The sequence below is a fragment of the Mucilaginibacter myungsuensis genome (assembly GCF_015222005.1).
Lineage (GTDB): Bacteria > Bacteroidota > Bacteroidia > Sphingobacteriales > Sphingobacteriaceae > Mucilaginibacter > Mucilaginibacter myungsuensis.
Window position 1 is genome coordinate 612,707 of record NZ_JADFFL010000002.1, and the last position, 12,725, is coordinate 625,431.

Here is a 12,725-nt window from a genome sequence, read left to right on the forward strand (position 1 = left end):
TTCTCTACCTCGTCCCCGACGGCTTCTTCAACTCCACCCCGTCCTTCAACGGAACACCAAAATCAGGCGTGCCGTCTTTGCGCCAGGTGAACTTTTGGGCGCGGGGGGCGCGTTTGTTGCCGCAGCCGTCGTTAGGGTTGATGTTGGCATGGTATAGGATCCAGTCTTCGGTACCATCCGGAGATTTAAAAAAGGAGTTATGGCCGGGGGCGTAAATGCTGTTGGCCGGGTTCTGCTGAAACACAGGCTCCGGCGATTTTACCCAGGTGGCGCTGTCCAGCAGGTTGCCTTTAACCGGGGCGGTGAGCATGCCTAAGGCGTAATACTGCGTCCAGCAGCCGCTGGCCGAGTAGATGATATGCAGGTTGTTGCCATGTTTCAACATTTGCGGGCCCTCGTTCACCACTACGCCGATCCCGCTGTTGTTCTCCCACGCGTATTGTGGGCTGGATATGCGGGTGCGCTTGCTGCTGATGGTCCAGGGGTTGCTCATCTCGGCAATGTAAATGCTCTGCATGCCGTTCTTGTCGCCCTCCCAGCCGCTCCACAGCATATACATTTTGCCGCGGTTCTCAAAAATGGTCGCGTCAATGGCCCACTTGTTGGTCTCGTCGGCCACCATACCCTTATAGATCCACTCGCCCTGCATCGGGTCGGCCGATGGGTTCTCTACCACATACATGCGGTGGTCCTCGTTCTTGCCGGCATCGGCAGCAAAGTACATGTACCATTTCCCTTTCAGGAAATGCAGTTCGGGCGCCCATATCTCTTTAGAATAGGTTTGGCCGGGCGGCGGTGTCCAGATCACCTTTTTTTCGGCGTTGCGCAGGTCGGTCAGGTCTTTTGTACGCCAAATAGCCAGGTTGCGCCCGGTGGTTTGGGTGTAGTAATAGTAGCCATCCTTGTACGTATTCCATGGGTCGGCACCCGACACCGTAAGCGGGTTAGTAAATGTTTGGGCCGATACGATGGTCGACGTGACAACGAACAGGAGAAGCGTAAGGATCTTTTTCATACGGACGGTTTGTGCGTGTTAAAGATAAGGATAGGCGGGTGCTTTTTCATCGGCCGGTCATCATGTAACGGTTTTGTCACCATTATTTCATGTTAAGCCGCCGGGCAAACCATTGGATCGGAGTACGCCTTACATTAGCACCCGTCAACAAAAACGCCATTTATTATGGACTTACAATTAAAGAACAAAACAGCCCTTGTATCGGGATCGACCGCCGGCATTGGTTATGCCATTGCCAAACAGCTGGCCGCCGAGGGCGCAAAAGTAATAGTTAACGGCCGTACCGCCGAACGTGTCGACGCAGCCGTAACCCAGATCAAGGCCGATACCGGCAATAACGAGGTTTCCGGCGCCGTAGCCGACTTTGCTAAGCCTGAAGATGTCGCGCGCTTGATCGCACAGGTGCCCAATGTGGATATCCTGATCAACAACGTGGCCATATTTGAGCCAAAAGCTTTTGCCGACATTACCGACGAGGATTGGCTGCGCTTTTACGATATTAACGTGCTGAGCGGGGTGCGCTTGTCGCGCGCTTATTTTAACGGGATGCTGCAACGCAACTGGGGCAGGATCATTTTTATCTCGAGCGAATCGGCCATACAGATACCCGAAGAGATGATCCATTACGGTATGACCAAGACCGCCCAACTGGCCGTTGCCCGCGGCTTGGCCGAATTGACCAAGGGCACTAACGTCACCGTCAACTCGGTACTGCCCGGCCCGACATTGTCTGAAGGTGTCGGCGGCTTTGTAGAGCAGTTAGCTACCGACCAAAGCAAAACGGTAGACGAGGTGAAGAAAGATTTCTTTACGCATATGCGCCCAACATCGCTTATCCAACGTTTCCTCAGTGTCGACGAGGTGGCCAACATGGTGGTCTACCTGTCAAGTCCGCTGGCATCAGCAACCAACGGCGCCGCTATCCGCGCGGAGGGCGGCCTGCTGAAGTCGGCCATTTAATAAAGCCTCTACATCTACTACCATAAAGGCGTTGCTTTAAAAAAGGCAGCGCTTTTTTTATTGACCGTAGACTTGCGACCCTGCTTCTATTTCCCGACAGCGGCACGGCTTCGGATGAGGTGGCGAATGCATTGGTATGTCGGTACGGGCAATTGGACGTCTGCAGGGAGAAGGCCCGTGCGTAGAAGCATTGGCGCTGTCTTGACTTTTGATGCTTTTTGTCAAGAAAAAGAACGGCGTGTGAAGAGCCACCTCAAAGATCTGGTCGTATCCTCCCCTCCATAACCACCTGAAAACCTGAAATATCCCAGCCTCCGTATCCTTTTGATTTGCTTTTGATCTTGGCAATAACCGTCGACATTTATTAACAATAATAAAATGAAGTTTCGTATCTGATGGGATTTCTTCAAAAAGCTTCGTTTTGGATAAAATAGTTTCGTTTTGTTGCTTTTGTTTTCAAAAATAGTTTCGATACTTGTATTTGAAACTAAATGCCAATGAAATTTGAACGCGATGCCGGTATGGCAACTTTGGTTGATGATGTTACGTGGGATGTGGTCGTGATCGGTGGTGGGGCTACCGGTCTGGGTACCGCTGTAGATGCTGCCCTGCGTGGCTACAAGACGCTGCTGGTAGAACAAGCCGACTTTGCCAAAGGGACATCAAGTCGCAGCACCAAGTTGGTACACGGTGGTGTGCGCTACCTGGCCCAAGGCGACATAGCCCTGGTTTACGAAGCCCTGAAAGAGCGTGGACTGCTTTTTAAAAATGCCCCTCATCTGGTTAAAGAGCAGGAATTTATTATCCCTTGCTATAGCTGGTTCTCCAAGCTGCAATACCTGGCCGGACTGAAATTCTACGATCTGCTGGCCGGTAAGGGCGGCTTTAAACATTCTGCTTTTCTGTCTGCCGATGAAGTTATCGCGGCTATACCTACGCTTGATGGCAAAGGATTGGTCGGCGGGGTCCGTTACAGTGATGGACAGTTTGACGATGCCCGTTTGGCGATCAACCTGGCGCAAACCTGCGCCGAACACGGCGGTACGCTGATCAATTATATGAAAGTTACCGGCCTGCTGCGCACAGGTAAAAAAGTTAATGGCATTAAAGCTACGGATCTGGAGACCGGCCGGGAGTTTAGCATTAAAGGCCGCGCGATCATTAACGCGACCGGTGTATTTGTCGACGAGATTTTGCGGATGGATATCCCTGGTGGTAGACCTTTGGTAAGGCCAAGCCAGGGTGTGCATTTGGTGTTGGATAAGTCGTTCCTGAATGGCGAAAGTGCCTTAATGATACCAAAAACATCGGATGGGAGGGTGTTATTTGCGGTACCATGGCATGGCAGCCTGCTTTTAGGGACTACCGATACCCCGCTTAATGAGCACAGCCTGGAGCCGGTGGCGCTGGAAAAAGAGATCGATTTTATCCTGACCACGGCCAACCAATACCTGGCCAAAAAACCTAAGCGCAGCGATGTGCTTTCGGTTTTTGCAGGCTTGCGACCTTTGGCAGCATCCAATAATGGGTCGGGTGCTACCAAGGAGATATCGCGTAGCCATAAACTGATCGTGAGTGCCTCGGGGTTGATCACCATTACCGGCGGCAAATGGACCACCTACCGCAAAATGGCCGAAGATGTAGTGGACAAAGCCATAGAGATAGCCGGATTACAAGCACAAAGCTGCCGCTCAAAAACGGTGAACATCCACGGCTATGCGATCAATATTGCCGAAGGGCCGCTGGCTGTGTATGGCAGTGACGCGGACGGGATCCAAAATATTATCACCGATGATCCATCGATGGGCGATGTATTATTAAAGGGGCATGCTGTCACAAAGGCCGAGGTATTATGGTCTACCCGTAACGAAATGGCGCGGAGTGTAGAGGATATTTTGGCCCGACGGCTGAGGGTGCTTTTTCTGGATGCTAAGGCCGCCATATTAATGGCGCCTGTTGTCGCCGGGGTAATGGCAGCCGAATTGGGATACAGCAAAGAGTGGGAAATTGAGCAGGTGGCCGACTTTAAAACATTGGCTAACCGCTACCTTTTGACCCCGTTCTATCCCGAAATAGACAAGAATGTTACAAACAGGATAGCTGTGTAGGTAAATGTTAAGCCTACGTTAACATGGGCTTAAAATTAACTTTACATTCATTCTGCACTTTTGTGCTTTGAAAAGCACAAGGAAATGAAATCGAAAATCAAAACCAAACAAAACCGATCGTAAAACCAAGAATTATGAAGAGAACATCTACTTTATTTTATTGCCGGTGGTTGCACAGGCACCAGTTCTTGAAAATAGTACCGCTGGCGCTGGCAGCCATCATCGTTTCGCCGGGACAAACGCAGGCGGCAACCAGCAGCTTTTTTCAGCAGCAGCAAAATGTTACTGTAAAGGGTACAGTGCTTGACGAGACCGACAACAGCCCGCTGCCAAGTGTAACCATTGTCGACGCGCAACGCAAGCCGGTAGGCACCACCGATATTAACGGTAACTTTAACATCAGCGTGCCGCGCGGTACCGAGCTTACTTTTAGTTTTGTTGGTTACGCACCTAAAAAACACGTAGTGACAGGTGCACAGGAAAAACTGATCATCAAGATCGCGTCATCTACCAGCGACCTTAACGAGGTGGTGGTTACAGCCCTGGGTATCAAACGCGAGGAGAAAGCCCTGGGTTACGCGGTAACTAATATCAAGAACAAAGAACTTACCGACGCGATGCCGAATAACTGGACCGACGCGTTACAAGGTAAGGTCGCCGGTTTAAATCTGATCAAGTCAGGTGGGGGCCCTGCCGGTACCAGCAAGATCATTTTACGTGGCGAGACCAACCTTACCGGTGACAATGCCGCGCTGATCGTAGTGGATGGTGTAGTGACCAGCGGTGCTTCGGCCCGCCAAACTAACCCAGGTTTGGGTGGCAGTGCTTATTTGGCGGCCGATTCGCCAAGTGACTTTGGTAACAGTTTATCAGATATAAACCCTAACGATATTGAGAGCGTATCGGTGCTGAAAGGCCCGGCTGCCGCGGCCCTTTACGGTTTGCGTGGCTCTAACGGTGCAATTATCATCACCACTAAATCAGGTTCAGCACGTAAAGGTATCGGTGTAACGTTTAACTCTAACACCGCTATTGATCAGGTTTATCACTTTCCTGATTACCAGATGGAATACGGACAAGGTGCAGACGGCCAGGATCTGTACTACTCGTACCTGGCTACTGCCGATGGTGCAAGTACCCGCAGTACCAGCTCGGCGTGGGGACCAAAATTTAATGGTCAGTCATATTTTCAGTATGATCCGGTTACCAATACCACCAGCGCTACGCGTTTACCTTGGGTGCCTTATAAAAATAACCGCCAAAACTTTTTCGAAACCGGCAGAACGTTCACCAACTCTATATCTTTAGAAGGCGGTACCGAAAAGACCACTGCACGATTATCGGCTACCAATTTAAAAAACACCTGGATAGTGCCTAATACCGGTTACACCCGTAATACCATCGCGCTTTCGGCAAGCAGTAAGCTGACCGATAAGTTACAGATAAACGGTAAGGTGAACTATACCAACAAGTATTCGGACAACTTGCCGTCGACCGGTTATAACAACCAAACCATCATGTACTTTTTACGCGGTATGACACCGAACATGAATTTGGATTGGTTTAAAAATTATTACCTGACAGGCCAGGAAGATATTGCCCAAAGCAGGCCTTTTAGTAGCTTGCTGGATAACCCGTACCTGATCGCTAACGAAATGCTTAACAAAAGCAACCGCCATCAAATGACCGGTACAGTTAGCGCGACCTACAACTTCCTGAAAAATTTAAGCTTGACGGTACGTACCGCGACTGATCTTTCTTATGAAGAACGTTCGCAACAACGTCCTAAGAGTACCAACAAATTCCCTGACGGATCTTACCGTACACAAAACCTGTACAGTCAGGAGATCAACAGCGATTTCCTTGCCCGTTTCAACAGCACGTTCTTGCGTAAGTTCGATTACTCGGTAACCGTAGGTGGCAGCCGTTTGACCAATCACTACAATAAGACCGAGCTACAGGCCGATAAATTATTATATCCGGGCGTTTACACATTGGCTAATAGCCGCGTAACTTTAGTGAGTTTGCCAACCATGGCCGACTATGCCTTCAACAGCCTTTACGCATTAGGATCTTTAAGCTACGATAACTTTGTTTATTTAGATGTGACCGCCCGTAACGACTGGGCAAGTACCCTGGCTACGCCAACATCATCAGATAACTCATCGTTCTTTTACCCATCGGCAAGTTTGAGCGTTATCCTGTCAGAGAAATTGAACTTGCCTAAGCAGATCAATTACTTTAAACTGCGTGCATCATTAGCAAGCACCGGTAGCAGCGGTGTGGCACCATATTACACATCAACCGTGTATTTGCCAACTCAGTTTGCCGGCGGATTGACCAACTCCACACTGTTACCTAACCTTGGATTGAAACCACAGCGTACCCGTTCGTTAGAGTTCGGTACCGAGATGCGCTTATTCAAAAGCCGTTTAGGTTTTGATGTGGCTGTTTATCAAAACAACACCTTCGATCAGATCCTGCAAGGCCGTATAGATCCATCAGCCGGATCGCAGGCTGCGATAGTGAACTCGGGCGAAGTGCGTAACCGCGGTATCGAGATCAGCGCTAACGGAACACCTGTACAAACCACCGGCGGCCTTAAATGGACACTGAATGGTACGTTCACCGCTAACCGCAGCAAGATCATTTCATTGGTAGATACCGTATCCAACCTTGTATTGTCTAACGGTCCGCGTGGTACTTTAGAGGCTCGTGTAGGTCAGTCGTTCGGTGATATTTATGGACTAGGCTATGTTTACTCGCCTGATGGTAAGATCGTTTACAATAATGGTTTGCCATTATTGAGTACTACTACCAAATACATCGGTAACGCTAACCCGCAATTTAAAGGTAGCTTAGGTAGTACGTTCGCTTACAAAAAAGTGAGTTTGACAGTATTGTTCGACGGACAGTGGGGGGGTACAGCTTACTCGCTTACATCAGCCGTATTGTCTGAAGAAGGTAAGCTTACCAAAACTATCCCAGGCCGTTACAACGGTATCATTGGCGATGGTGTAATGCTTGACGGTAGCGGTAACTACGTGCCTAATACGGTGGTTGCCCCAAGTGCGCAAGGTTATTACAATGCCCACTTTAACCGCGATAACGTAGAGTCTAACTCTTTCGGCACCGACTTTATCAAGTTTCGTGAGGCGAGGATAGATTACAGCTTTGCGCCTAAATTGGTGCAAAAACTGGGTATGCAAAAAGCAACCATTGGATTATATGGCCGTAACTTATTTATGTGGACCAACTGGCCGGTATTTGATCCGGAGTTTGGTACACTGGATGGCAGCGGACAGATCACCGCCGGTTTCGAGTCGGGCCAGTTCCCGTCTACCCGTACCATGGGCTTTAACTTAACCATTGGTTTTTAATCTTAGACAGCAATGATAAAGATAAACACAAAGAAATTCGCCCTGGCGTTTGCCGTGGCGATCACTATAACAACATCTTGTAAAAAAGATTTTCAACAGATCAACACCAATCCTAACGGTGTTGTGGCCGCTCTGCCCGAGAATTTGTTGCAGCCGGCCTTATACGAAGTGGTGACCCGCGGTAATAACCGTGCACACCGTTTAACGCACGAGCTGATGCAGGTACACGTTACCCTATCAGACGGGGACGACCTGCAACGCTACCTGATCCGCCCAAGCGAGTCGGATTATATCTGGACCAACTGGTACCTGCAGTTAAAGAACTTTCGCGATATGTACAGTCGTGCGGTATCTGTTAACCAGACCCAGTATCAGGGTATCGCCTTAATATGTGATGTTTGGGTAAGTTCTATGATCACCGATGCATTCGGTGATGTGCCTTATTTTGATGCGTCTAAAGGCCAGGAGGGTGTTTTGCAGCCTAAGTTTGATAAACAACAAGATATTTACCTGGACATGTTCAAGAAGCTGGAGCAAGCTAATACCTTGCTTGCTGCTACTACATCTGCAACTGTAACCGTGGATCAATTGCCTTTAGATCCTTTATTCGGTACTAACTCGGGCGCTACCGTAGCCAATTCTACAGGCTTATGGCGCAAATTTGGTAACTCGCTTTACCTGCGTTTACTGATGCGCGCATCGGCTAAGGCCGAGGCTAACGCGGCTGTTAAAATGCAGGAGATCGTAAGCGACGCTACCAAGTACCCGATCATGACCAGCAATGCCGAGTCGGCCATCGTTAAGTACACCGGCTCTACCGTTCCGTTGATCAACCCGTTCTATAACGTGCGCGATTTTGACTTTACCACCGGTAACTCTCTGACCGAGTTCTTCATCAACACGCTGAATAACTGGAACGATCCGCGCCGTGCCAAATGGGCTACGCAGGTAGCAGGTGGTACTTACGTAGGTGTACCAAGCGGTTTCCCGCGCGGGCAGGTGCCTGAAAAGCAATCGGCTTATCCTACCACCTTAAAAGTTGAACCCTTGGTAGGTAATATCATGAACTATGCTGAGTTGCAGTTCATCCTTGCCGAAGCAGCTTTGAAAGGTTACATCACCGGAGATCCGGCTACGTATTATAACAACGGTGTGAACAATGCGGTGACCATGTGGGGCTATACCGTGCCTACAGGATATTTAACTAACCCGGCACTGGCCTGGAACCCTGCCGGTACCGCCGACGCCAAATTGGAGCAGATCATGATCCAGAAGTATTACACCTTCTTCTTTACCGATCTGCAAAGCTGGTTCGAGTTCCGCCGTACCGGTCACCCGGTATTGCCAAAAGGTAGTGGCTTGCAAAACGGTGGGTTGATGCCGTCGCGCTTATACTATCCGGTTTACGTGCAGTCGCTTAACCCGGCTAACTACACCGCGGCTGTTGCCCAGCAAGGTGCCGACAACCTGAATACTAAAGTTTGGTGGAATAAATAATCGAGCAAAATAAAATGAAAAAGATATTAGCAGCGTTCTTTATAGCCATTACCGGTATATCGGCGCTAAACTCCTGTAAAAAGGATACCAACCGGGCTTTGGGTACCATCAACCCTTATGCATCGCTATATGTAGTTAAGATGGTTTATCAGGGCAGCGATGTTACAATTGATGCCGACGCGCTTAATGGCGCGGTAAAGACCGGCGGTGTGGTCATCTCTAACAACGCAGGAACTAACTTCCCAACCGGTGGCATTGTGATGCAGAACACCACCCGTGGTTTTACCCGCGGAATTATTATTGATGTTGCCGATGCAGCTACTTATGCGGTAGGCGACTCGATCAACGTTGATGTTGCAGGTGCTACCATAAAGAAAGTAGGTTCGTCATTACACTTGAGCGGTGTTGGTGCCATAACTAAGATCAGCACCGGTAAGGTGATCACTCCACGTACCGTAGCCCTTGGCGACCTGGTAACTAACTTTGCTAACTACGAGAGCACTTTGGTAAAGGTAACTGCCGACACCAAACCGCTACCGGCCTTGAACGAAAAGTATGTAGGTGCCAAAACCCTGAATGATGGCGGCACTAACGATCTGGTAATGTACACGCAAACTACCGCGGCATTTGCCAACACCAATTTGCCGGCCAGTGCCAGCTACACCGCTATCCCTACCTACGGTAGTACCACTGATGCTTACGGCAATGCGCCGCAGATCCGTATCCGTACCATTGCCGACGTAGAGAATGCAAGTGGACCGATCTATGCCGGTTTCCCGGAGAGCTTTGAGACACCAGATGCAGCTACCAAAGCATCGTACAATATGAATACCGCCACCGTGCCGGATAATACCATCACGCTTAAAACAGGCAGCTGGAAACTGGAGCAGGCCATATTAGGTAATCTTAACGCCAATCGCGACCGCTACAACGCGCCGGGTGTGCAGTGTATCCGTATCCAGCAGAGCTTAAGCGTGCCGGGTTATGTAGAGATGAAGTTCGACCTGCCTAACGGTGCATCTAAACTTACCTTATGGCAAGGCGCTTACTCTACCGACGTATCCAGCACCTTTAAATTACAATACTCTATCAATGGCGGTACTGCCTGGGTGGATGCTATTGCGGTAGGCCGTACCACTGCCAACATCGCTACCCAAACGGGCGGCTCAAGGCAGGAGACCTACTTGTTCAACCTTACCGGTAACGTACGTTTCCGCGTAATGAAACTGGGCTTAGGTACTACCAGTGTACCGAACGTGCTGAACGGCCGTTTGTGTATCGAGGATATCGCTATCTTCTCTAACTAATACCGATATTTTAATTCCCTGCAATGCTATATTGCAGGGAATTATTTTTTTTAAAATATTTCCTTTCCCCCTCTCTATCTCAAAAAAATGGAACGCAGATCCTTTATTAAAAAAGTGATGATCGCTACGGGCGGTATCGCCTTGTCTTTCAAAAGCAATGTGCTGTATGCGCTATCATCGGTAGGTACCGTAAGCGGTAAAGTGACCGCAACCGGCAAAGGCCTGGCTGGTGTGTATGTGACCGATGGTTACAGCGTAGTGAAAACCGATAACAAAGGTGCTTACAACATTAAGACCGATGACCGTGCCGAGTTTGTTTACATCAGCGTGCCCGCCGGTTACGATTTCCCGCATGAGGATAAGGTGGCTAAGTTCTACCATCCGTTAAAAGAAGCTTCGAAATTTGATTTTGAATTGAAGGCATTAGGTAAGAATGACGACAAGCACAATTTCATCCTTTGGGCCGATCCGCAAGTGAAGAACGCTAAGGATGTGGAGCAGATGATGACCACATCGGTCCCCGATGTACAGGACGTACTGAAGACCATGAAAGGCGAGCATGTACACGGCATTTGCGTAGGCGATCTGGTTTGGGATGGTTTGGAGATGTTCAAGGATTATAAAAAGGCGGTGACCACTATGGATATCCCCTTCTTTCAGGCTTTAGGCAACCACGACGAGGACTACCGCCAGGGCGGCGACGAAACATCTGACAAGACCTTTAAAGCTAATTTTGGGCCAACTTATTACTCTTTCAACCGGGGTAAGGCACATTACATTGTTTTAGATGATGTGCGCTACCTGGGCAAAGAGCGCGAGTACGATGGCTACATTGTGGACCAGCAGATGGAATGGCTTAAAAAGGATCTGGCGACGGTAGCTAAAGACACGCTGATCTTGCTTTGCCTGCACATACCGGTGCATAACGCGGTGAAGAACAATACCGATCTGTATAAATTGCTTGAACCGTTTAAGCAAGTACATATCCTGTCGGGCCATACGCATTATCACCGCAATGTGCAGATAGCGCCAAATATTTACGAGCATAACCACGGTACCGTTTGCGGCGCCTGGTGGACCGGTCCGGTTTGCGAAGATGGTACGCCACGCGGTTATGGTGTTTACAATGTAGATGGAACAGATCTGAAATGGCACTACAAATCTACCGGGCAAGACCGCAATTACCAAATGGCTTTGTATGCCGATGACCTGACCAACCAAAAACGCGTAATAGCCAACGTTTGGGATTGGGACGAGCAATGGAAAGTTGAGTATTGGGTTGACGGCGCAGCTAAAGGCGTAATGGAGAACCAAAAAGGCATGGACCCCTTAGCCGTTAAGCTTTACATGGGCGATAAAATGCCGGAGAAGGGCCGCTACTTTGTAGAGCCCCGAAAGACCGACCACCTTTTTATTGCGCATTTGGATGCCAATGCTAAAAAAATAGAAGTAGTTGCTACCGACCGGTTTGGCCGCAAGTACGAGAGTGAGTTAGCCGTTTAATTGTTTTAATAATGATGATGATGAACACCATGAGAAATTCGGTTTATATGGTTGCCCTGGCCTTGTCTGTATCGGCAAGTTGCAGCGCCCAAAAAGCATTGGTGAAAGAGAACGCGCCTTACCCTAAATTCGATAGGGAAGCCCATCGTGGCGGTCGCGGTTTGATGCCTGAAAATACCATAGCCGCGATGAAACATGCTATTGATCTGGGTATGGAGACCATTGAGATGGACCTGCATATTACCGGCGACGGCAAGGTCATCGTATCGCACGATGAGTATGTGAACCCGCTGTTCTCGTTAACGCCGGATGGTGCCGAGATCCCGAAAGAGGATGCTAAAAAGTATGTGCTTTATAAGATGACCTATGCCGAGATCGCTAAGTTCGATGTCGGCAGCAAGCCTTATAGCAAGTTTCCCGAGCAGAAGAAGATGAAGGTAAGCATGCCGCTGTTAGGCGATCTGATAGACGAGGTACAGGCATATTTGAAAAGCACCGGCAAAAAGCAGGTGTTCTACAATATCGAGACAAAAAGCAGCGCGGCCGGTGATGGTACAGTAAACCCCGATGCGGAGACCTTTGTAAAACTAACCATGGATATCTTGACGGCTAAAGGTATTTTGCCTTATACGGTGATCCAATCGTTTGATAAACGTACCATCCAGATCATCAACAAAAAATTCCCTAACGTGCGGACATCATGGCTGGTAGATAACAAGAAAACCACGGCCGAGAACCTGACCGAGTTGGGTTACAAACCCTACATCTACAGTCCGAATTATAAAATGGTGACGGCCGAGGTAATAAAAGAATGCCACGACCGGGGCATTAAAATTTTGCCATGGACGGTGAACACCAAGGCGGATATCGATAACCTGAAAGCGATGGGCGTTGACGGGATCATTACCGACTATCCTAACCTGCTGCAGTAAACAAAGAAGAGAGACCAATTATA

8 protein-coding genes are annotated in these 12,725 nt (G+C 49.0%); 7 read left to right on the forward strand and 1 reads right to left on the reverse strand.

The window, feature by feature from the left end; translation table 11 throughout:
- Positions 1 to 4: 4 nt before the first annotated feature.
- The gene (locus IRJ16_RS06515) at positions 5 to 1,015 is read right to left on the reverse strand and encodes a glycoside hydrolase family 43 protein (RefSeq protein ID WP_194110716.1); all 1,011 of its coding nucleotides are present in this window, start codon (positions 1,013 to 1,015) and stop codon (positions 5 to 7) included.
- Between the two features lie 165 nt (positions 1,016 to 1,180).
- On the opposite strand from IRJ16_RS06515, the gene IRJ16_RS06520 reads away from it, so the two are divergent.
- From IRJ16_RS06520 to IRJ16_RS06550, 7 genes are all read left to right on the forward strand, one after another.
- The gene (locus IRJ16_RS06520) at positions 1,181 to 1,975 is read left to right on the forward strand and encodes an SDR family NAD(P)-dependent oxidoreductase (protein ID WP_194110717.1); all 795 of its coding nucleotides are present in this window, start codon (positions 1,181 to 1,183) and stop codon (positions 1,973 to 1,975) included.
- A 497-nt stretch (positions 1,976 to 2,472) separates the two neighbouring features.
- Positions 2,473 to 4,083 (forward strand): glycerol-3-phosphate dehydrogenase/oxidase, encoded by a 1,611-nt coding sequence (locus IRJ16_RS06525; RefSeq protein ID WP_194110718.1) that lies wholly within the window; start codon positions 2,473 to 2,475, stop codon positions 4,081 to 4,083.
- Between the two features lie 134 nt (positions 4,084 to 4,217).
- On the forward strand, positions 4,218 to 7,463 hold the full coding sequence (locus tag IRJ16_RS06530; RefSeq protein ID WP_194110719.1) for a SusC/RagA family TonB-linked outer membrane protein: 3,246 nt from the start codon (positions 4,218 to 4,220) through the stop codon (positions 7,461 to 7,463).
- Positions 7,464 to 7,475: 12 nt separating this feature from the next.
- Positions 7,476 to 8,960 (forward strand): SusD/RagB family nutrient-binding outer membrane lipoprotein, encoded by a 1,485-nt coding sequence (locus IRJ16_RS06535; RefSeq protein ID WP_194110720.1) that lies wholly within the window; start codon positions 7,476 to 7,478, stop codon positions 8,958 to 8,960.
- Between the two features lie 14 nt (positions 8,961 to 8,974).
- A complete protein-coding gene (locus IRJ16_RS06540; RefSeq protein ID WP_194110721.1) occupies positions 8,975 to 10,267 on the forward strand; it encodes a DUF5689 domain-containing protein in 1,293 nt (430 codons plus the stop codon).
- 87 nt (positions 10,268 to 10,354) lie between these two features.
- Positions 10,355 to 11,770, forward strand: a complete 1,416-nt coding sequence (locus tag IRJ16_RS06545) for a calcineurin-like phosphoesterase C-terminal domain-containing protein (RefSeq protein ID WP_194110722.1) — start codon at positions 10,355 to 10,357, stop codon at positions 11,768 to 11,770.
- A 29-nt stretch (positions 11,771 to 11,799) separates the two neighbouring features.
- Positions 11,800 to 12,702 (forward strand): glycerophosphodiester phosphodiesterase family protein, encoded by a 903-nt coding sequence (locus IRJ16_RS06550; RefSeq protein WP_194110723.1) that lies wholly within the window; start codon positions 11,800 to 11,802, stop codon positions 12,700 to 12,702.
- Positions 12,703 to 12,725 lie beyond the last annotated feature (23 nt).